Annotated in this window: 14 protein-coding genes; 8 read left to right on the forward strand and 6 right to left on the reverse strand. The window is 71.0% G+C overall.

Annotated features, from left to right (window positions below; genetic code table 11):
* Positions 1-351 precede the first annotated feature (351 nt).
* From OG587_RS23650 to OG587_RS23665, 4 genes are all read left to right on the forward strand, one after another.
* The gene (locus OG587_RS23650; protein WP_329078861.1) at positions 352-3,954 is read left to right on the forward strand and encodes a galactose-binding domain-containing protein; all 3,603 of its coding nucleotides are present in this window, start codon (positions 352-354) and stop codon (positions 3,952-3,954) included.
* Between the two features lie 177 nt (positions 3,955-4,131).
* A complete protein-coding gene (gene recQ, locus OG587_RS23655) occupies positions 4,132-6,024 on the forward strand; it encodes a DNA helicase RecQ (protein WP_329078864.1) in 1,893 nt (630 codons plus the stop codon).
* A 137-nt stretch (positions 6,025-6,161) separates the two neighbouring features.
* Positions 6,162-6,824: a potassium channel family protein gene (locus OG587_RS23660; protein WP_329078866.1), complete on the forward strand. Its 663-nt coding sequence runs from the start codon at positions 6,162-6,164 to the stop codon at positions 6,822-6,824.
* A gap of 205 nt (positions 6,825-7,029) precedes the next feature.
* Positions 7,030-7,926: an LLM class F420-dependent oxidoreductase gene (locus OG587_RS23665; RefSeq protein ID WP_329078869.1), complete on the forward strand. Its 897-nt coding sequence runs from the start codon at positions 7,030-7,032 to the stop codon at positions 7,924-7,926.
* Between the two features lie 48 nt (positions 7,927-7,974).
* On the opposite strand, the gene OG587_RS23670 is transcribed toward OG587_RS23665, so the two are convergent.
* Positions 7,975-8,592: a hypothetical protein gene (locus OG587_RS23670; RefSeq protein WP_329078871.1), complete on the reverse strand. Its 618-nt coding sequence runs from the start codon at positions 8,590-8,592 to the stop codon at positions 7,975-7,977.
* A gap of 331 nt (positions 8,593-8,923) precedes the next feature.
* Positions 8,924-9,901, reverse strand: a complete 978-nt coding sequence (dapD, locus tag OG587_RS23675; protein ID WP_329078872.1) for a 2,3,4,5-tetrahydropyridine-2,6-dicarboxylate N-succinyltransferase — start codon at positions 9,899-9,901, stop codon at positions 8,924-8,926.
* Positions 9,902-9,994: 93 nt separating this feature from the next.
* On the opposite strand from dapD, the gene OG587_RS23680 reads away from it, so the two are divergent.
* Positions 9,995-10,600, forward strand: coding sequence for a glycoside hydrolase family 25 protein (locus OG587_RS23680; protein ID WP_329078874.1), 606 nt, complete (start codon positions 9,995-9,997; stop codon positions 10,598-10,600).
* A 69-nt stretch (positions 10,601-10,669) separates the two neighbouring features.
* Positions 10,670-12,637: a threonine--tRNA ligase gene (gene thrS / locus OG587_RS23685; RefSeq protein ID WP_329078876.1), complete on the forward strand. Its 1,968-nt coding sequence runs from the start codon at positions 10,670-10,672 to the stop codon at positions 12,635-12,637.
* 101 nt (positions 12,638-12,738) lie between these two features.
* Here the strand turns inward: thrS and OG587_RS23690 are convergent, their stop codons facing one another.
* Entirely contained in the window at positions 12,739-13,338 is a 600-nt protein-coding gene (locus OG587_RS23690; protein WP_329078878.1) for an Asp23/Gls24 family envelope stress response protein, read from the reverse strand.
* Positions 13,339-13,804: 466 nt separating this feature from the next.
* On the opposite strand from OG587_RS23690, the gene OG587_RS23695 reads away from it, so the two are divergent.
* Positions 13,805-14,356 (forward strand): HIT family protein, encoded by a 552-nt coding sequence (locus tag OG587_RS23695; RefSeq protein WP_329078880.1) that lies wholly within the window; start codon positions 13,805-13,807, stop codon positions 14,354-14,356.
* Here OG587_RS23695 and OG587_RS23700 read toward each other — a convergent pair.
* The 3 genes from OG587_RS23700 to OG587_RS23710 all read right to left on the reverse strand — a co-directional run bounded on the left by OG587_RS23700 (position 14,299) and on the right by OG587_RS23710 (position 20,538).
* Complete coding sequence (locus OG587_RS23700) at positions 14,299-16,545, reverse strand: hypothetical protein (protein WP_329078882.1); 2,247 nt, start codon at positions 16,543-16,545, stop codon at positions 14,299-14,301. The two genes, OG587_RS23695 and OG587_RS23700, sit on opposite strands and share 58 nt — an antisense overlap.
* Before the next feature lie 96 nt (positions 16,546-16,641).
* On the reverse strand, positions 16,642-18,246 hold the full coding sequence (locus OG587_RS23705) for a glycoside hydrolase family 10 protein (protein WP_329078884.1): 1,605 nt from the start codon (positions 18,244-18,246) through the stop codon (positions 16,642-16,644).
* 159 nt (positions 18,247-18,405) lie between these two features.
* The gene (locus OG587_RS23710) at positions 18,406-20,538 is read right to left on the reverse strand and encodes an elongation factor G-like protein EF-G2 (RefSeq protein WP_329078888.1); all 2,133 of its coding nucleotides are present in this window, start codon (positions 20,536-20,538) and stop codon (positions 18,406-18,408) included.
* A 289-nt stretch (positions 20,539-20,827) separates the two neighbouring features.
* Between OG587_RS23710 and pgsA the strand changes: the two genes are divergently transcribed.
* Entirely contained in the window at positions 20,828-21,445 is a 618-nt protein-coding gene (gene pgsA, locus OG587_RS23715) for a phosphatidylinositol phosphate synthase (RefSeq protein ID WP_329078890.1), read from the forward strand.
* Positions 21,446-21,457: the final 12 nt, after the last annotated feature.

The following is a 21,457-nucleotide window of genomic DNA, read 5'->3' on the forward strand; positions in this document are numbered from 1 at the left end:
AGGGGCCCGCGGTCCCGGACGCCCTCCCGCCCCGGACCCCCCGAAGACCCGACGTTCGCACATCGCTCGTCCCGCCGGCCGCCTCCACAAGAGACACCGCCGGCGCACACGGCGACCAGCACCCCCCAGCGACGAACGAGGCAAGGCTCGCGGATCGGCCCGCACAGACCACACGGCCGGCCCGCCCGCCGGATTCCAGGCACTCGAAGAGGACTCGAAGCACTCCGGAAAGAGGACTTCGGAATCCGCACCCCCGTGAGCGAGGCGCCCCGGGCGCCGAGCGCGTCGCGAGGCGGAGGCCACGGCCTCCCTCCCGACCCTGTCGTTCCAGACGAGAGATAGAGGAACGCAATGAGAAAGCAGTACCTGGCGTTACGGCTGATGGCGGCGATGGCCGCGACCAGCCTGCTCGCCCTGGCCGGGGCGGTCGTCGCACCGGCCTCGGCGATGGCCGGCCCCAACCTGGCGGTGGGCAAGCCGGTCTCGGCCAGCAGCGGCGGCGCCCCCTACGCCGCGGGCAACGCCACCGACGGCAACGCCACCACCTACTGGGAGAGCAACAACAACAGCTTCCCGCAGTGGGTCCAGGTGGACCTCGGAGCCGCGACCAGCGTCGACCAGGTCGTTCTGAAGCTGCCGCCCGCGGCGGCCTGGAACACCAGGACACAGACCCTGTCGGTGCTCGCGGGCACGACTTCGCCCACCAACACCATCGTGGGCTCCGCCGGCTACACCTTCAATCCGGCGACCGGCAACACGGTGACGATCAACTTCGCCGCGACCACCGCCCGCTACCTGCGGCTGAACATCACCGCCAACACGGGCTGGCCGGCCGCGCAGATCTCCGAGTTCGAGGTGTACGGCCCCGTCAGCGGCGGCGGCGACACCACGCCGCCGAGCACGCCGTCGAACCTGGCCTACACCGAGCCGGGCTCGGGCCAGATCAGGCTGACCTGGAACGCCTCGACCGACACCGTCGGCGTGACCGGTTACGACGTCTACGCCGACAACGTCCTGCGCGGCAGCGTGGCGGGCAACGTCCTGACCTACACCGACACCCAGCCGGCCACCGCGACGGTGTCCTACTACGTCAAGGCCAAGGACGCCGCGGGCAACCAGTCGGGCAACAGCAACACCGTCACCCGCAACGGCACCACCCCGCCCGGGTCGAACCTGGCCATCGGCAAGGCGATCACCGCCTCCTCCTCGGTCTTCACCTTCGTGGCGGCCAACGCCAACGACAACAACACGGCGACCTACTGGGAGGGCAACGGCGGCAGCTACCCCAACACGCTGACCGTCGCCCTCGGGGCTAACGCCACCCTCAGCTCGGTCGTGGTGAAGCTGAACCCCGACAGCGCCTGGGGAACACGCACGCAGAACATCCAGGTCCTCGGGCGCGGGCAGAGCTCGACCACCTTCACCAGCCTGGCGGCGGCGGCCAACCACACCTTCAACCCCGCCTCGGGCAACACGGTGACGATCCCGGTCAGCGGCGCCTACGCCGACGTCCAGCTCAGGTTCACCTCGAACACCGGCGCCCCCGCCGGTCAGGTCGCCGAGTTCCAGATCATCGGCACCCCGGCACCGAACCCGGACCTGACGATCACCGGTCTGACCGCGTCCCCCGCGTCCCCCATCGAGACCGACTCCGTCACGCTCTCGGCCACGGTGCGCAACGCCGGCACGGCGGCCTCCGGCGCGACGAACGTCAACTTCTACCTGGGCACCACCAAGGTCGGCACCGCCTCGGTCGGCGCGCTGGCCGCCGGAGCGTCCGCCACGGTGACCGCCAACGCCGGTCCCCGTGACGCGGGCAGCTACACGCTGAGCGCCAAGGTCGACGAGGACAACGGCGTCATCGAGCAGAACGAGTCGAACAACACCTTCGCGGCCTCCGCCCCGCTCGTGATCAGGCCGGTCGACACCTCCGACCTGGTCGCCACGACCAGCTGGACCCCCAGCAACCCGTCCAACGGCGCCGTCGTCACCTTCTCCGTGGCGATCAAGAACCAGGGCACCGTGGCCTCCGCGAGCGGCGCCCACGGCATCACGCTGAACGTCCTCAACGAGGCGGGCACCGTCGTCCGTACCCTGACCGGCTCCCACACCGGCGTGATCGCGCCGGGCGCCACCACCAGCCCGGTGAACCTGGGCACCTGGACGGCGGCCAACGGCAAGTTCACCGTCAGGACGGTCCTCGCCGACGACGCCAACGAGCTGCCGGTCAAGCGGGCCAACAACACCTCCACCCAGCCGTTCTTCGTCGGCCGCGGCGCCAACATGCCGTACGACATGTACGAGGCCGAGGACGCCGTCGTCGGCGGCGGGGCGGCCGTGGTCGGCCCCAACCGCGAGATCGGCCACGTGGCGGGTGAGGCGTCCGGCCGCAGGGCCGTGACGCTGAACAGCACGGGCAGCTACGTCGAGTTCACCACCAAGGCCAGCACGAACACCCTGGTCACCCGCTTCTCCATCCCCGACTCCGCGGGCGGCGGCGGCATCAACTCGACGCTGAACGTCTACGTCGACGGCACCTTCCTCAAGCCCATCAACCTGACGTCCAGGTACGCCTGGCTGTACGGCCCCGAGGCCGGTCCCAACAACTCGCCCGGCTCCGGCGGCCCGCGTCACATCTACGACGAGGCCAACGTCATGCTCGGGACCACCGTCCCGGCCGGCAGCAAGATCAGGCTGCAGAAGGACCCCGCCAACACCACGACGTACGCGATCGACTTCATCAACACCGAGCAGGTCTCGCCGATCGCGAACCCCGACCCCGCCAAGTACACGACCCCCACCGGCTTCACCCACCAGGACGTGCAGAACGCCCTGGACCGGGTGCGGATGGACACCACCGGCAACCTGGTCGGCGTCTACCTGCCGGCGGGCACCTACCAGACCTCCAGCAAGTTCCAGGTCTACGGCAAGGCCGTCAAGGTGGTCGGCGCGGGCCCCTGGTACACCCAGTTCCGCGCGCCCGACACGCAGGACAACACCGACGTCGGCTTCCGCGCCGAGGGCACCGCGAGGGGCTCGTCCTTCGCGAACTTCGCCTACTTCGGCAACTACACCTCGCGCATCGACGGTCCCGGCAAGGTGTTCGACTTCTCGAACGTCAGCGACATCGTGATCGACAACATCTGGAACGAGCACATGGTCTGCCTCTACTGGGGCGCCAACACCGACCGTGTGACGATCAAGAACTCCCGCATCCGCAACATGTTCGCCGACGGCATCAACATGACCAACGGCAGCACGGACAACCTCGTCAGCAACAACGAGGCCCGTGCCACCGGTGACGACAGCTTCGCGCTGTTCTCGGCCATCGACGCCGGCGGCGCCGACATGCGCGGCAACGTCTACGAGAACCTGACGTCCATCCTGACCTGGCGGGCCGCGGGCGTCGCGGTCTACGGCGGGTACGACAACGTCTTCAGGAACATCTACATCGCCGACACGCTGGTCTACTCCGGCATCACGATCAGCTCGCTGGACTTCGGTTACCCGATGAACGGCTTCGGCGCCAGCCCGCCCACCAGGTTCGAGAACATCTCGATCGTCCGCGCCGGCGGTCATTTCTGGGGATCGCAGGTCTTCCCGGCGATCTGGGTCTTCTCCGCCTCCAAGGTCTTCCAGGGCATCCGCGTCAACAACGTGGACATCGTGGACCCGACCTACGGCGGCATCATGTTCCAGACCAACTACTCCGGAGGCCAGCCGCAGAACCCGGTGACCGACACGATCTTCACGAACGTCTCGATCACCGGTGCCCAGAAGAGCGGGGACGCCTTCGACGCCAAGTCCGGCTGGGCGATCTGGGCCAACGAGATGCCCGAGCCCGGTCAGGGCCCGGCGGTCGGCTCGGCCACGTTCAACAACCTCCAGTTGAGCAACAACTTCCAGAACATCAGGAACACGACGTCGACCTTCACGATCAACGTCAACCCGTGACCCTGCTGTAGGGGGACCGCGGGAAAGCAGTGCCGGTGCCGCCGGGAGGTCCGACCCTCCCGGCGGCACCTTTCCCTGTCCCATCTCTGTCGTACCGTCACACTCCGCCCCGTACGGCCCCGGCGCTTCCGGCCCGTTCGCCGCCGACCAGCGGGAAGATCCTCGTACAATGTCCCGATGGCTTCCCCCGAGAACGGCCCCGAGGTGAGCGACGCGTCGCGGGTCCTGCAGCGCGTCTTCGGCTACGACTCGTTCCGGGCGGGCCAGCAGGAGATCATCGAGCATGTCGTCTCCGGTGGCGACGCCCTCGTGCTCATGCCGACCGGTGGCGGCAAGTCGCTGTGCTACCAGATCCCCGCCCTGGTGCGGAAGGGCACCGGGGTGGTGATCTCGCCGCTCATCGCGCTCATGCAGGACCAGGTCGACGCCCTGACCGCGCTCGGCGTACGGGCCGGGTTCCTCAACTCCACCCAGGACTTCGAGGAGCGCCGCCGGGTCGAGTCGGCCTTCCTCTCCGGCGAGCTGGACCTGCTCTACCTGGCGCCGGAGCGCCTGCGGGTCGACGCGACGCTGCGGCTGCTCGACAGCGGGGTGATCTCGCTGTTCGCGATCGACGAGGCGCACTGCGTGGCCCAGTGGGGGCACGACTTCCGGCCCGACTACCTCGCCCTGTCCGCGCTGCACGAGCGCTGGCCCGACGTGCCGCGCATCGCGCTGACCGCGACGGCCACCGAGGCCACCCACGCCGAGATCGCCTCCCGCCTGAACCTGGAGGGGGCCCGCCACTTCGTGGCGAGCTTCGACCGCCCCAACATCCAGTACCGCATCGCTCCCAAGAACGAGCCCAAGCGGCAGTTGCTGGAGCTGCTGCGCACCGAGCACGCCGGGGACGCGGGCATCGTCTACTGCCTGTCGCGCAACTCGGTCGAGAAGATCGCCGAGTTCCTGGTGCAGAACGGCATCGAGGCGCTGCCCTACCACGCGGGGCTCGACGCCCGCGTCCGCGCCGCCAACCAGGCGCGCTTCCTGCGCGAGGACGGCCTCGTCATGGTCGCCACCATCGCGTTCGGCATGGGCATCGACAAGCCCGACGTGCGCTTCGTCGCCCACCTCGACCTGCCCAAGTCCGTCGAGGGCTACTACCAGGAGACCGGCAGGGCCGGGCGCGACGGCCTGCCCTCCACCGCGTGGCTCGCCTATGGTCTCCAGGACGTCGTACAGCAGCGCAAGATGATCGACAGCTCCGAGGGCGACGACGCCCACCGCCGCCGCCTGGCCGCCCATCTGGACGCCATGCTGGCCCTGTGCGAGGCGGTCGAGTGCCGCCGCACGCGGCTGCTCGCCTACTTCGGCCAGGAGGGCACCGCCTGCGGCAACTGCGACACCTGCCTGTCGCCGCCGGAGTCGTGGGACGGCACGGTCGCCGCGCAGAAGGTCCTGTCGACCGTGTTCCGGCTCATGCGCGAGCGCCGCCAGAAGTTCGGCGCCGGCCAGATCATCGACATCCTCCTCGGGAAGAAGACGGCCAAGGTCATCCAGCACGACCACGACGGCCTGACGGTGTTCGGCATCGGCACGGAGCTGGGCGAGGCCGAGTGGCGCGGCGTGGTGCGCCAGCTGCTGGCGCAGGGGCTGCTCGCCGTCGAGGGCGACTACGGCACGCTGGTGCTGACCGAGGCGAGCGCGGAGGTGCTGGGCCGCAAACGCCAGGTTCCGCTGCGGCGCGAGCCGGAGAAGGCGCCGCGGGCCGCCAAGACTCCCAAGTCCTCCACCTCACGCCGGGCCGAGCCCGTCGAGATGCCGGAGGAGGCGATGCCGGTGTTCGAGCTGCTCCGCGCCTGGCGCGGGGCCACCGCGAAGGAGCAGGGCGTGCCCGCGTACGTGATCTTCCACGACGCGACCCTGCGCGAGATCGCCACCAGGGCCCCCTCGTCCCTGGCCGAGCTGGGCACGGTCAGCGGGGTGGGGGAGAACAAGCTGGCCAAGTACGGCCAGCAGGTCCTCGACACCCTCGCGGGATCCGGCCGGGAATCCGAGGGCGAAGAGGAAGCCCTTCTGGAGTTCCCCTGAGGTAGAATCAGGCGAATTCGGGCCTGATGGCTCGCGCAGTGAGACGCAGGTAGAAGCCTGGAGGCTGTCGTCCGCCTCCGGGCTTCTCGCGTTGGCGGATCCCCCCGTGGCTGCGGACTCCCGAAAGAGGACGATCGTTGGCTGACAGAAGGAACGATCCGGTGGTGGTCGTCGGGCTCGGCCGCTTCGGCAGCTCCCTGGCGGTCGAGCTGTTCCGCAGGGGCACCGAGGTGCTGGCCATCGACAGCCGCCCCAAGGTGGTGCAGAGCCTGGCGGGAAAGCTCACCCACGTCGTCGTCGCCGACTCCACCGACATCGAGGCGCTGCGGCAGATGGGGGTGCCCGACTTCTACCGGGCGGTGGTCGCCATCGGCACCGACCTGGAGTCCAGCATCCTCACCACCTCCCTGCTCGTCGAGCTGGAGATCGAGGACGTCTGGGCCAAGGCGATCAGCCGCGAGCACGGCCGCATCCTGGAGCGGGTCGGCGCCCACCACGTGATCCTTCCCGAGCACGACATGGGGGAGCGGCTGGCCCACCTGCTCAACGGGCGGATGCTCGACTACATGGAGGTGGACGGCGACTACGCGGTGGTCAAGACCCGCCCGCCCCGCGAGTACGTCGGCGTGCCCCTGGGCGAGTCCAACCTGCGGCGCAAGTACGGCGTGACCGTGGTGTGCGTGAAGGGCCAGCACGACGAGTTCACCTACGCCGACGCCGGGACCGTGCTGGGGTACGGGGACGTGATCGTCATCGCGGGCAAGATCGACCAGGTGGAGCGGTTCACCGAGCTTCCGTGAGCCTTCCCGGCTTTCCGCTGTGCTCCCGGGCCTGCCCGTCGTGTTCTCCCGTGCTCCCGTCCCGTTGTTCCGCTCGTGTTCTCGCATGTTCCCGTCGCGTTCCCGGGGGTTCCGCGCGCCCGCGATTCGGCGTGCCCGTACCGCTGTGTGATCTCCGTGATCGATCTAGACTGGGCGGAACTTACTAGAATGGAGTTCGGTAACGATGCGATTCGGACTGTTCCTCAGCGGCTCCCAGAAACCGGACGCGTTCGGCGACCTGCGGGAGCGCATCGCCCGCGGGGCCGATGACGGCTTCTCCTCCGTCTGGATGTCCCACACGTTCGACCTCGACACTCTGACCGCGCTCGCTGTGGTCGGAAGCCAGGTGCCGGGGATCGAGCTCGGCACCGCCGTCGTCCCGACCTACCCGCGCCACCCGGCGGCCCTCGCCCAGCAGGCGCTCACCGTCAACGCCGCCCTCGGCGGGCGGCTCGCCCTCGGCATCGGGCTCTCGCACCAGATCGTGATCGAGGGCATGTACGGCATGAGCTTCGAGCGGCCCGCCCGCCACATGCGCGAGTACCTGTCGATCCTGATGCCGCTCGTGCGCGGGGAGAACGCGGCCTTCGAGGGGGAGACCCTCACGGGACGGCTGGGGCTGAACACGCCGGGGCCCAGGGACATGCCCGTGCTCCTCGCCGCCCTGGCCCCGAGGATGCTCAGGCTGGCCGGGGAGGTGGCCGACGGCACGGTGCTGTGGATGACCGGTGCCAAGACGGTGGCCGAGCACGTGGCGCCCGCCGTCACCGAGGCCGCGCGGGCCGCCGGGCGCCCCGAGCCGAGGATCGTGTGCGCGCTGCCCGTCTGCGTCACCGACGACGCCGAGGAGGCCAGGGCGCTGGCCGCCAAGCGGTTCGAGATCTACGGCCGGCTGCCGTCGTACCGGGCGGTGCTCGACAGGGAGGGCGCCGAGGGCCCGGCGGACGTGGCGATCGTCGGCGACGAGGACGAGGTGGCGGCGCGGATCGAGGCGCTCGCCAAGGCCGGGGTCACCGATTTCGTCGCCGCCGAGTACTCCCCGGGCACCCGGACGCGGGAGTTCCTCAAGGGCCTTCTCTGAGGGCTCTCCCGCACGAGGGGCGCCCGCCCTCCGGGGGAGGCCGCCCGTTCAGACGCCGAAGGCGCTCAGGGCCGCCCAGGCCGTCCCCGCTCCGGTGACGGTCCCCGCGGCGACCTGGGCGGGCGTGTGGTGGGTGAGCCTGACCCGCGCCCAGCACACCGTCGCCACGACCAGCGCGCCCGCGACCAGCGTGGGCGCGGCGGGCAGCACGTGGGCCAGCACCACCACGGTGCCCGCCGACACGGCCGCGTGGAAGGAGATCTTCCACCGGAGGGTGATCGGGACCGTCACCGCGAGCGCGGCCAGCATCGCGGTCACCGTGGCCACCAGGAGCCGGGGCGCGCCCAGGAGGATCAGCAGCGTCAGCGCGACGGCCACCGCCGCGACCGCCACCAGCAGCGGAACCGTCCGGCTCGCCCGGTCGACCAGATGGTGGGAGTCGAGGCGCCCGGAACGGACCCCGGCCAGGATCACCACGGCCGGGATCCCGCCGCACAGGGCCGAGGCCACCAGGCCCCAGGCCGCGCCCGGCCAGCCGTCGGCCATCAGCCCGACGAGCGGGGGCAGCCCGATGACCAGCACCTGCGGCGCGAACAGCCCGGTCACCCACCGGGCCGCCGCCCCCGCCGTGCCCCCGTCGTCGTCCGCCATCCCCTGACCGGTCATCTGAATCCTTCCAGCGCGGAGACCCCGCTCCCGAGTTCCGGTGAGGGAGCCGGTCCGCCCGCGTCGACATGAGGGCCGTGAGGCCGGTGGGGCCCGTGGGCCACCCTGTCAGCTGAGGGGCCCGCGGACGAACATCCACGGGCCCCCGCGGCCTCCGGGTCGCGCGGGGGCACCCCGGACGGCGCCTGTGGACAACATCCCGACAGCTCCCGACAGCTCCTGACAACCCCGGGCGTCCCCGCGCTCCGTGAGGCGGGTGCGGACCGCGCTCACGGGGGCTCACAGGGGCTCAGGGAGGTTCAGGGGACGCTCCCGGGTGATGAAACGATGATCAGTCGTTGGCGTGCAGGACGCTGTTGAGCTCCACGCTCGTCCCCCGGCGGGGCACGGCCTCGACCGCGCCCGAGGTGGAGTTGCGGCGGAACAGCAGGCCGGAGGCGCCGGAGAGCTCGGCCGCCTTGACCACCCGCCCCTCGGGCAGGGCCACCTTGGTCCCGGCGGTGACGTAGAGGCCCGCCTCCACGACGCAGTCGTCGCCCAGGGAGATGCCGACGCCGCTGTTGGCGCCCAGCAGGCAGCGCCGCCCGATGGAGATGACCTGCTTGCCGCCGCCGGACAGGGTGCCCATGATCGAGGCGCCGCCGCCGACGTCCGAGCCGTCGCCCACGACGACGCCCGCCGAGACGCGGCCCTCGACCATGGAGGTGCCGAGCGTCCCGGCGTTGAAGTTGACGAAGCCCTCGTGCATCACGGTCGTGCCGCTCGCCAGGTGCGCGCCGAGGCGGACCCGGTCGGCCTCGGCGATCCGGACGCCGGTGGGCAGCACGTAGTCGACCATCCTGGGGAACTTGTCCACGCCATAGACGGTCACCTGCCCCCGGGCGCGCAGGCGGAGCCGCACCTGTTCGAAGCCCTCGACGGCGCACGGGCCGTGGTTGGTCCACACCACGTTGCTGAGCAGGCCGAACAGCCCGTCCAGATTCTGGCCGTGCGGCTGGACGAGACGCGCCGACAGCAGGTGCAGGCGCAGGTAGGCGTCGTGGGCGTCGGCCGGGGCCTCCGACAGCTTGGTGATGCCGGTACGTACCGCGACCACCTCCACGCCGCGGTCCTCGTCGGGACCGAGGAGCGCGGCGACCCCGGAACCGAGCTCCTCGACCGCCTCCTGTTCGGTCAGCCGCCTGGTGCCCGGCGAGGAGGGCTCGCCCAGCTGCGGGGACGGGAACCACGTGTCGAGCACGGTCCCGCCGGAGGTAATGGTCGCGATGCCGGCCGCGTGCGCACCGGAGATCTGAGCTGCTGCGTTCACGCCGACCAAGCCTAGCCAAAGTGGCCGCAATGGCAGTACGCCGAGGGAGCGTCGGGCGTGTGCCCGGGGTGTCCGGTGGTTAGCGTGGCCGCCATGTTGCAGGGGATCGACGTGTCGAACTGGCAGGGCGCCGTCAACTGGGGCGCGTACGCGAGGGGCGGGGTCTCCTTCGCCTTCGCCAAGGCCAGCGAGGGGAGCACCTTCACCGACAAGTGGTTCGGCACCAACTGGAACGGCATGCGCGAGAGCTGGATCGTCTGCGGCGCCTACCACTTCGCCCGCCCGGCGGGAGACCCCGAGGCGCAGGCGGTGCACTTCCTGCGGATCGTGCAGCGGGCCGGCGGGCTGCGCAGGGGGGACCTGCTCGCGCTCGACCTGGAGACCAACGACCACCTCCCGGCGCCCAGGGTGGCGAGGTTCGCCCGCAGCTGGTGCCAGGCGATCGTCGCGCTGGCCGGGGTCAAGCCGGTGGTCTACACGTTCCTGTCGTTCGCGCGGAACGGCAACTGCGCCGGGCTGGAGCCCTACCCGCTGTGGATCGCCGCGCCCGACCACCCCCGGGGCAGGCCGGAGGTGCCGAGGCCGTGGAACAGATGGACGATCCACCAGCACTCGAACAAGCCCGTCGATCGCAACGTCTTCCGCGGCACCCGGGCCGAGCTGACCTCCCTGGGCTACCGCCGAAGCCGCGACGCCTGAGAAATCGCGTTCCCGACACCGGTAGCATCGATTCCCAGACCATTCGTCGACGTCTCCCAGGGAGCAACAGTGTCCGCCGTGCCAGAACTTCGTATCACCCTCGCCGGAGCCGCGCGTGTGGTGGCGGGAGGCACGACGTACGGGGAGGCGCTGGAGGCGGACGGCCGCTCGGTGGTCGCCGCCCGCGCCAACGGCGAGCTGAGGGACCTCGCGGCCCCGGTGGCCGAGGGCGACGTGATCGAGCCGGTCCCCGCGGGCAGCCCCGACGGGCGCGCCATCGTCCGCCACTCCACCGCGCACGTCATGGCCCAGGCCGTCCAGGAGATCTTCCCCGAGGCCAGGCTGGGCATCGGCCCGCCGGTCGAGAACGGCTTCTACTACGACTTCGACGTCAAGGACCCTTTCACCCCCGAGGATCTCAAGCGCGTCGAGAAGCGCATGCGCGAGATCGTCAAGCAGGGGCAGATCTTCTCCCGCAGGCCCGTCTCCGACGAGCAGGCCGCCGAGGAGCTCGCCTCGGAGCCGTACAAGCTGGAGCTGATCGGCCTCAAGGGCGGCGTGGCCGACGAGGAGAGCGTCGAGGTCGGCGGCGCGGAGTTGACCATCTACGACAACCTCGACGCCAAGACCGGCGAGTTGCGCTGGAAGGACCTGTGCCGCGGCCCCCACGTGCCGACCACCCGGTCCATCCCGGCGTTCAAGCTGATGCGCTCCGGCGGCGCCTACTGGCGCGGCAGCGAGAAGAACCCGCAGCTCCAGCGGATCTACGGCACCGCCTGGGAGTCGCGCGAGAAGCAGGACGAATACCTCCACATGCTGGAGGAGGCCGAGAAGCGCGACCACCGCAAGCTGGGCGTCGAGCTCGACCTGTTCTCCTTCCCCGACGAGCTCGGCTCGGGCCTGCCGGTCTTCCATCCCAAGGGCGGCGTGATCCGCCGCGTCATGGAGGACTACTCGCGCAAGCGGCACGAGGAGGCGGGATACTCCTTCGTCAACACCCCGCACATCACCAAGAGCAAGCTCTACGAGATCTCCGGCCACCTCGACTGGTACAAGGACGGGATGTTCCCGCCCATGGAGCTGGAGGGCGCCGAGTACTACCTCAAGCCGATGAACTGCCCGATGCACAACCTGATCTTCAAGTCCCGCGGGCGGTCCTACCGGGAGTTGCCGCTGCGGCTGTTCGAGTTCGGCGCGGTCTACCGCTACGAGAAGTCCGGCGTGATCCACGGCCTGACCCGGGTGCGCGGCATGACGCAGGACGACGCGCACATCTACTGCACCCGCGACCAGATGCGCGACGAGCTCAAGTCGCTGCTGCGCTTCGTGCTCGACCTGCTCCGCGACTACGGGCTCGACGACTTCTACCTGGAGCTGTCGACCAAGGACCCGGAGAAGTTCGTCGGCTCCGACGAGGTGTGGGAGGAGGCGACCGAGACGCTGCGCGAGGTCGCCGAGTCCGAGAAGCTGGAGCTCGTCCTCGACCCCGGCGGCGCCGCCTTCTACGGTCCCAAGATCTCCGTGCAGGCGCGCGACGCGATCGGCCGCACCTGGCAGATGTCGACCATCCAGCTCGACTTCAACCTGCCCGAGCGCTTCGAGCTCGAGTACCAGGCCGCCGACGGCACCCGCCAGCGGCCCGTCAAGATCCACCGGGCGCTGTTCGGCTCGATCGAGCGCTTCTTCGGAGTCCTGGTCGAGCACTACGCGGGCGCGTTCCCCCCCTGGCTCGCGCCGGTCCAGGTGGTCGGCATCCCGATCGCCGAGGCCCACGCGCCCTACCTTCAGGATCTGGCCAAGAAGGCCCGCGAGCGGGGCATCAGGATCGAGGTCGACGCCTCCGACGACCGCATGCAGAAGAAGATCCGCAACGCGCAGAAGTCCAAGGTGCCCTTCATGCTCCTGGCGGGCGACGACGACATCGCCAACGGCGCGGTCTCCTTCCGCTTCCGCAACGGCGAGCAGAAGAACGGGGTGCCGGTCGACGAGGCGATCGCCGAGATCGTCGACGCGATCGAGCGCCGCGTCCAGGTCTGAACACCCCTCCCGTGGGCGGCTGAGGCCGCCCACGGGTGTACGGGGGGCCGTGAGGCCCCCCGTACGTCGTTTCCGGGCCTTCGCCGGAGGCCCTCGGCGTGCTACGCGTCGCTTCCCGGCTGTGCGGGAGCCTCGGAGCCGGTCTCGCCCGGCATGCGGACGTCCGCCACGTCGACGTTGACCTCCACCACCCGCATGCCCAGCATCCGGCTGATGGTCCGGGCCACGTTGGTCTTGACCTCGTTGGCCACGTCCATCACCACGTGCCCGTACTCCGCCACGATCGTCACGTCCACGGCCGCCGTGCGGTCCTGCACGTGGGCGTTGACGCCCCGGGGGCCGCGCCTGGCGACGCCCGCGCGCTCGCGCATCGGCTCCACCGCGCGGGCGGCGTCGGCTCCCAGTTCGGCGACGCCCGTGACCTCCAGCGTGGCGAGGGCCGCGACCTTCTCCACCACCTCGTCGGCCACCTTGATCCGGCCCTTCACCACGGCCGAGGCCACCGGCGCCACCGGGGACGGCGAGGGGGGCGTCGCGGCCGGTGCCGTCCTGGCGGGGACGGGGGAGGGCGCGTCGTCAGGAGCCTCGGACACGGGTGACGGCTCGGGGAGCGCCTCGACCACGGCGAGGAACGGCTCGCCCGGGGAGGAGGCCTGCTCGCCGGGGGACGACCCCGACGACAGCGACGACACTGATGACACTGACGACACCGGGGGCGCGGGGGGCGCGGAGGGCTCTGTGGCGTCGGACAGGGACAGGCTGAGGGAGAACGGGCGGGTGGGCCGCCCGCCCGTTTCGGCGGAAGACGCGGAAGACGCGGAAGACGTGAGAGACGCTGGGGACCCGGGGGACGCGGTCTCCTCGGTCGGCTCCTCGACGGAGACGTCGGTCATGGGTTGCTCCTCGGCTGTCGGTGGGCGTGCTGGGGGGATTCTGCCGGAAATCCGCCGCATTCGTCCGTCAATACCGTGTGACCAGACTCACCAAAGGGCGTAGGCCCCGTCCTTCGGAACGGGGTAGGCCCGGCACGTCACAGAAAGTTGATCACTTCAAGTTCACCTTGCCATACGCCGCGCGTCCCGTACCGGCGCCGGATCCCGGCCGCTCCGGGCGTCCGGGCGGGGCGCGGGGGAGGGCGGGGATCCGCGTGGCAATATGCTGGCGACCATGAGCAACGAGCCGGAGGCGCAGCACGGAGCGGGGACACCGGACGCGTTCCAGAGACTCTGGACTCCCCACCGGATGGCCTACATCAAGGGAGCCAGCAAACCGACCGGTTCCGGCCCCGAGGACGGCTGCCCGTTCTGCGAGATCCCCCGGATGAGCGACGAGGACGGCCTGATCGTCGCCCGCGGGGAGACGGTCTTCGCGCTGCTCAACCTCTACCCGTACAACTCCGGCCACCTGATGGTCTGCCCCTACCGGCACGTGCCGGACTACACGGATCTGGACGAGACCGAGACCTTCGAGCTCGCCGACTTCACCCGGCGGGCGCTGGTGGCCCTGCGCAAGGCCAGCGGCGCGCAGGGTTTCAACGTGGGCATGAACCTGGGCGGCGTGGCGGGCGCCGGGATCGCCGCCCACCTGCACCAGCACGTGGTGCCCCGGTGGGGCGGCGACACCAACTTCATGCCCGTCGTCGGCCAGACCAGGGTGCTTCCTCAGCTGCTGCGCGACACCAGGGAGTTGCTCGCCGGGTCCTGGCCCGGCTCGTCGTAGCGCGGGGCGCCGCCGTCCAGGGCCTTGATGCCCGCCGACAGCGTCAGCGGCACGGCGAGCGCCAGCGCCATGGACAGCACCGCGGCGCCCGAGTCGTTGACCAGCATGCCGACCACCCCGCTGACCAGGGTGCCGATCAGCCCGGCCCGCAGCGCGGGGGAGTGCGCGAACGCGGCGGGCAGCACCCCCGCGGTCGCCTGCTCGGGGCGTAGCAGCGCGTAGACGAGGAACGCCACCGCGGCGATCACGACCGGCATCAGGTTGGGACTGAGCAGCGTGCCCAGCATCGCGCCGAGCTTGCGGCCGATCACCTCCAGGGCCTCGCCGGTGAACACCTGGCCGACGAAGCGGCCCAGGTGCGTCTGCGAGCCCGGCGGGCGCAGGTAGTCGAGGTAGGCGATGGCCATCACGATGACGCCGCCCGCCACGCAGAACGCGCCCAGCTTGACGATCGAGACCCGCCTGCCCGCGATCAGCAGCGCGGTCACCGCGATGCCGGGAACGAAGGCGATCACCCCGCCGAAGTCGCTGCCCACGCCAGGCCAGCCGCCCAGGATCATCGCGAACCCGCCCAGCACCGCCACGACGGCGGCCGCCACCACGCTCGCGCGGCTCCCGCCCGCCGGCCGATCCGCCACGGCGGCGCCCGCGGCGTCCCCGTGGTCCCCGTGGTCCCCGTGGTCCCCGTGGTCATCGTGCGCCGGCCGATCCGCCGGTGCGTTCGCCCGGTCGCCGCGCGTCAGGCGGTGCGCGATCGTGGCGGCCAGCAGCAGCACGGAGGTGGAGAAGAGCGCGAACGGGATGTTGCCCAGCCCGTAGTAGCGGGCCCCGACCACGGCGCTGTAGCCCATCACGCTGTTGAGCTGCAGGGTCGTCCCGGTCAGCAGGTCGCCCGCCAGCACCGCCGCGGTCACCCCCGCCACCACCCCCAGCGGACCGAGCGGCGCCCGGCGCCAGGGCCCCGCCAGCGCGGCCGAGGCCAGCAGCAGCGCGCATCCGGCGATCCCGCCGACCAGCGCGAGCACCGGCGATCCCGCGTGGTGCCAGGGGGTGAGGTTCACCAGGTACGTCGACACGGGCACCGCGGCCAGCGCGACCGCGGCCACGCGGATGCCGGTCAGCCCCCGCCTGCGGCGCAGCAGCAGGAAGGCGGTCAGGTAGAACGCGACCTGCAGTACCGCGACCGCGGTGAAGAAGATCCCGCCCACGTTCCTGATCGTCTCCCCGGCCACGTCGGCCCGCTCCAGCCCGACCCGCGCCGCCTCGGTGCCGCCGGTGCGCCTCTCGCTCGCCTGCCAGGGAACCCCGATCACGCCCGGAGGCGTCGCGACACCCGTCAGGGAGAGCATCGTCGCGGTGATGTCCGGCAGGATCGTGGTGTCGTCGCGGTGGGTGGAGGCCGCCCCCAGGAAGCGGCCGGAGACGTCTCCCCCGCGCATCATGGCCACCCGCAGGTGCGGGTTGCCGCCGTGGTCGGACAGGCCCGCCAGCAGCACGCCGGTGTCCCCGGGCAGCGCGGTCAGCACGCTCAGCACCGCCCCCGCCTTGGCGTCGGCCAGGCGCAGCGCCGCGGCCCGCTCCTGCGCGCTGAGCCGGTCCTCGTCCGGCGGCAGCCGGTCACCGGTCACGTACGGCCTGATCAGGTCGTCGACGTCGACGGCCATCACCCGGCATCTGGTCAGCGCGTCGGCGCCGATCCGCTCGAGGGAGGGGGCGTAAACGTCGACCCTGCCCGAGCGGTCGGCCAGGGCCAGCGCGGCCCCCGGGCCGATCGCCAGCGTGCACTCACCGGCGGCGTGGACGGCCTCGCCGAGGGCGCCCGCGTAGCGCTGCCCGGCGACCTGGTGCAGGTATTCGTAGTCGGGGATGACCGCGCCCGCCCCGTCGGACTCGGGCGTCGGAGGCAGCCCGCAGCCGTAGCCGACCGCCGACCTCACCCCGGCCGACACCGTCAGCCACCCGTCGTAGGGGCAGGTGACCCGGCCCACCGCGCGGACCGACAGGGATCCGACCGCGCTCTGTCCGGCCAGCCGCCACAGGTTCGGGGTGCCGGCGGGGCTGAGGTCACTCCAGCGCAGGCCGGGAATGCCGATCAGCGCCACCCGTCCGTCCGCCCGCGTGGCGGACTGCGCGGCTCCCGGCCACAGCAGGCCCAGCACCACCGCGAGCGCGACAATCGTCCGCTTCACGAACGACCTCCCCTTCGACTCCTGCCAAGTGCTGGCACCGTAGGGGAAGATCGTGCCACGGGTCCAGCCGCTCCGGAGACCGGCTGGACCGGGTTCTCACGTCCCGTCTACGGTCCCGGTGGGGGCGCTCTCGTTCTGCAGGCGGTCGAGGGCGGTGACCAGGTAGGTGCCGCCGCCCGTCGCGGTGAGGGCCTGGCGGTCGCCGGCCGCCGCGGGCACGACCGCGACCAGGTTGCGGGCGTCGGCGGTGGCGCACTCTCCGGGCTTGCCCGAGGCGATCCGGTAGACCGCGTACGAGCGGGCGTCCGGGGAGCTCCTCCAGCTGAGCGAGGTGCCCTGGAGCCGCACGTCGGCGGGCTTGGCCGGGGCACGGCCGCCGCGGTCCCTCATCAGCGGCAGCAGCGCCGGACGGGTGTAGTGGTCCTTGGCGACGCGGTCGAGCGCGCCCAGGGGGTTGGTGGAGAGCTGCTTGGCGCTGAAGTAGACGTCGCCGGAGACCTGCCCGTGCTTGCGGTTGCGCGTGAGGTGGGAGGACATCTCGCCGGGCCTGGTCCAGGCGGCGGTGTCGGTGGCGCCGACCCGGTACAGGCCCTGGCCGATGTAGAGCTGCACCCCGGTGCCCTTGACCTCGTTCGCCCACCAGGGCATCAGCACGTCGTAGTCGGCGATCTCGAACCCGCGCGGCCAGTACAGCTGGGGGATGACGTAGTCGACCGTGCCCTTCTTGATCCAGTGACGGGCGTCGGCGTAGATGGAGTCGTACGCGGACATGCCGCCGGTGGCCGAGCCGCTGGGGTCCTCGGCCTTGTTGCGCCAGATCCCGAACGGGCTGACGCCGAACTTCACGCTGTTCCTGACCTCGTGCACGGTCTTGTCGACCTGCGCGATCAGCTTGTTGACGTTGGCGCGGCGCCAGTCGGCGAGCTTGGCGCCCTTGCCGTACCTGGCGAAGGCGGCGCCGTCGGCGAACTTCGCGCCCGCGACGGGGTAGGGGTAGAAGTAGTCGTCGAAGTGGACCCCGTCGACGTCGTAGCGGGTCACCACGTCCTTGACGACCTTGGTGACGTAGTCGCGGACCGCGGGCAGGCCGGGGTTGTAGTAGGCCAGATCCCCGTATTTCACGATCCACTCGGGGTGGAGCCGGGCGGGGTGCCTCGCGGGCAGCTTGGACAGGTCGCCGTCGGCGGCCGCGCGGTAGGGGTTGAACCAGGCGTGGAACTCCAGGCCGCGCCGGTGGGCCTCGGCGACGAGGAAGGGCAGCGGGTCCCAGCCGGGGTCCTTGCCCACCGTGCCGGTCAGATACTGCGACCAGGGCTCCAGGTCCGACTTGTACAGCGCGTCGGAGGCGGGGCGGATCTGGACGAACACCGCGTTGAACCGCCGCTCGACCGCGCTGTCGAGGATCTTGACGTACTCGGCCCGCTGGCGGGCCGGGGACAGCCCGGTGCGCGAGGGCCAGTCGATGTTCTTGACCGTGGCGATCCACACCCCGCGCAACTGCCGCTTGGGGTACTTCGCGTCCACGTCGCACCGCGCCGACGCCGAGGCGGCGGTCGTCGAGTCGGCCGTCTCGGCCGAGACCGCCGAGCTCTTCGCGGCCTTCGGCCGGGCGGGCGCGGCCTCGGGGCCGAAGGTGTAGGCGGCTCCCGTGGTCAGGGCGGCGAGGGCGGCAGCGGCCAGAAGAGGGCGTCCGATTCGCATGGTTCCCCAGTGTGGCACCAGCGCCGGTGTGCTTTGACCGGAAAAACGAAATCCTTTCGTGATGACTCTGTTACATAAGCGCATGCTGTGAGGCGTGTGCCGGACGGTGCGTTTCTCCTGCGCGGCGGGGCATCGTCCGGCACACGCGTCACTGCCCTGTCAGCCGGTGACTTTGTCCATCAGATGCGAAGGAAGCGGCTCGTAGCGCAGGAAGACCCGCCGGAACGTCCCCGTCCCGTGCGACATGGATCTCAGATCGATCGAGTATCGCGTGATCTCCAGCTCGGGCACCTCGGCCTTGACCAGGGTACGCCCGACGCCCACCGGCTCCGTGCCGAGCACGCGGCCCCTGCGCGAGGACAGGTCGGACATCACCGCGCCGACGTAGTCGTCGGCGATCAGGACGGACATCTCGTCGACCGGTTCGAGCAGCAGCGTGGGCACCTTGGCCGCGGCCTCCTTCAGCGCGAGCGCCCCGGCGATCTGGAACGCCATGTCGGAGGAGTCGACCGAGTGGGCCTTGCCGTCGTACAGGGTGACCCGCACGTCCACCATGGGATACCCGGCGAGCACTCCGCGCTGCATCTGGGTGCGCACCCCCTTCTCCACCGAGGGGATGAACTGGCGCGGCACCACCCCGCCGACGATCTTGTCCACGAACTCGAAGCCGCCGCCGGACGGCAGGGGCTCGACCTCCAGGTGGCAGACGGCGAACTGGCCGTGGCCACCGGTCTGCTTGACGTTGCGGCCCAGGGCCTGGCAGCTGCCGCCGAAGGTCTCCCTGAGCGGCACCCGCAGCTCGATCTTCTCCACCTCCACGCCGTGCCGCCTGCTCAGCCGGTCGAGGAGCACGTCGGTGTGGGCCTCGCCCATGCACCACAGCACGAGCTGGCGGGTCTCGGGGTTGTTCTCCAGCCTGAGCGTCGGGTCCTCGGCGACCAGCCGTTGCAGCGCCTGGCCCAGCTTGTCGTCGTCGGCCTTGGACCTGGGCTGGATCGCCACGGGCAGCAGCGGCTCCGGCATGCTCCAGGCCGTCATCAGCAGCGGGTTCTCCCGGTCCGACAGGGTGTCGCCGGTCTCCGCGCGCGACAGCTTGGCCACCGCGGCGATGTCCCCGGCCACGCACTTGGCGATCGTCCGCTGGTGCTTGCCCAGCGGTGAGGAGAGAGCGCCGATGCGCTCGTCCACGTCGTGGTCCTCGTGTCCGCGGTCGGACAGGCCGTGCCCCGAGACGTGCACCGTCATGTCCGGGCGCAGCGTGCCGGAGAAGACCCGTACCAGGCTGATCCTGCCCACGTACGGGTCGCTGGTGGTCTTGACGACCTCGGCGACGAGCGGTCCGTCGGGGTCGCAGGTGATGCCGGAGACGGGCTCGCCGCCGATCGACATGATCTCCGGCATGGGGTGCTCGGGCGGGGAGGGGAACCCCTGGGTGACGAGTTCCAGGATCTCCAGGGCGCCCACTCCGGCCCCCGAGGCCAGCACCGGGTAGAAGCCGCCGCGCGCGACGGCCTTCTCCAGGTCCTCGATGAGGGCCTTGGTGTCGATCTCCTCGCCGGAGAGGTAACGGTCCATCAGGGACTCGTCCTCGCTCTCCTGGATGACGCCCTCGATCAGGGCGCCCCGGTAGAGCTCGATCTGGTCGGCGTAGGCGGGGCCGGGGGAGTTCTCCGTCCGGGTGCCGGTCGCGTAGTTGTAGAACCTCTGGCTCAGCAGGCCGATCAGGCCGTTCACCTTGCCGTTGGTCACCACCGGCAGGTAGAGCGGCGAGACGCCGTCGCCGAAGGCGTCCTGGCAGGCGGCGAGGGCGTCCTCGAAGTTGGCCCGATGGTGGTCGATCTTGGTGATCACGACCGCGCGGGGCATCCCGACCGCCGCGCACTCGTCCCAGAGCATTCTGGTCAGGCCGTCCACGCCCTCGACGGACGAGACGACGAACAGCGCCGCGTCGGCCGCGCGCAGCCCGGCGCGCAGGTCGCCGACGAAGTCGGCGTAGCCGGGCGTGTCCAGCAGATTGATCTTGATGTCGTTGTGGACCACGGGGGCCACGGTCAGGTTCACCGAGCGTTGCTGGCGTACCTCTACCTCGTCGAAGTCGCTGACGGTCGTGCCGTCCTCGACCCTGCCGGGCCGCTGGACGGTCCGCGTCGCGGCCAGCAGCGCCTCCACAAGCGTTGTCTTCCCGGCGCCGGAATGGCCGACCAGCACGACGTTTCGTATCATGCCCGGCTGGTCGGCCGCGGGTGCCCTCCCCGCGGCTCCCGCTGTTCCGCCGGTTGCTCTTTCCGCCACATCGCCTCCCGCGTCGTTGCCGAAGGGGCGCGGCCTGGTGGGGCCACACCCCCGGGGTCCGCTGCCGAGCTCGCGCATCGCGCGGACTCGGTCTGTTCACCAAATACCCATGTGGCGAATATCACAAGAGGGATGGGGCGATCCTCTTGCGAGAGGAAGACCCGATCGCTACGTATCCGGGCCACTCCGGCGGTCGCGAGCCGCACCCGCGAACGCCGTTTCCCCGCGGCTCGCCGCTCTCCGCCGCCGATGCGCACGCGCAGGCCGGGTGGCCTACGATCGGAGCGCGATGCTGAAACTTCTGCGCCCCGCCGTCACCAGGCTCTTGACCCCGCTGGGCAGGGCACTCACCCGCCGCGGGATCGGCCCCAACGCGGTCACCGCCGCGGGCACGCTCGGCACCGTCGCCGCGGCCCTGTTCTTCTACCCGCGAGGCCAGCTGTTCGTCGGTACGGTGGTGATCACCTTCTTCGTGCTGGCCGACCTCCTCGACGGGGTCATGGCCAGGATGACGGGCCCGGGAAGCACCTGGGGCGCCTTTCTCGACTCCACCCTCGACCGGGTCGGCGACGCGGGCATCTTCTCCGGGCTGGTGTTCTGGTTCGTCGTGAGCGGGCAGCGGGTGCTGGCGGGGGTCGCGCTCTTCTGTCTCGTCGCGGGGGCGGTGGTCTCGTACGTCAAGGCCAGGGCCGAGGCGCTGGGCATGACGTGCGACGTCGGCCTCGCCGAGCGGCCGGAACGCCTGGTGGTGGGCCTGGTCTCCGTCGGCATCGGCGGCCTCGGCGTGCCGTACATCCTGGCCGCGGGGCTCTGGCTGCTCGCCGTCGCCAGCGCGGTCACGGTCGGCCAGCGCCTGCTGCACGTGCGCCGGCAGGCCGTCTCCCACCCGCCACGGACCCTCCGCTGATCGGAAAGATCG

The organism is Streptosporangium sp. NBC_01469 (assembly GCF_036227305.1).
Classification (GTDB): Bacteria; Actinomycetota; Actinomycetes; order Streptosporangiales; family Streptosporangiaceae; genus Streptosporangium.

What these genes read in the sequence shown, in the direction of transcription:
- OG587_RS23680 (WP_329078874.1), top strand. Translation starts at nt 9,995, where the DNA reads ATGTTGCAGGGGATCGACGTGTCGAACTGGCAGGGCGCCGTCAACTGG.
- OG587_RS23705 (WP_329078884.1), bottom strand. Translation starts at nt 18,246, where the DNA reads ATGCGAATCGGACGCCCTCTTCTGGCCGCTGCCGCCCTCGCCGCCCTG.
- recQ (WP_329078864.1), top strand. Translation starts at nt 4,132, where the DNA reads ATGGCTTCCCCCGAGAACGGCCCCGAGGTGAGCGACGCGTCGCGGGTC.
- OG587_RS23670 (WP_329078871.1), bottom strand. Translation starts at nt 8,592, where the DNA reads ATGACCGGTCAGGGGATGGCGGACGACGACGGGGGCACGGCGGGGGCG.
- pgsA (WP_329078890.1), top strand. Translation starts at nt 20,828, where the DNA reads ATGCTGAAACTTCTGCGCCCCGCCGTCACCAGGCTCTTGACCCCGCTG.
- OG587_RS23665 (WP_329078869.1), top strand. Translation starts at nt 7,030, where the DNA reads ATGCGATTCGGACTGTTCCTCAGCGGCTCCCAGAAACCGGACGCGTTC.
- OG587_RS23650 (WP_329078861.1), top strand. Translation starts at nt 352, where the DNA reads ATGAGAAAGCAGTACCTGGCGTTACGGCTGATGGCGGCGATGGCCGCG.
- OG587_RS23695 (WP_329078880.1), top strand. Translation starts at nt 13,805, where the DNA reads ATGAGCAACGAGCCGGAGGCGCAGCACGGAGCGGGGACACCGGACGCG.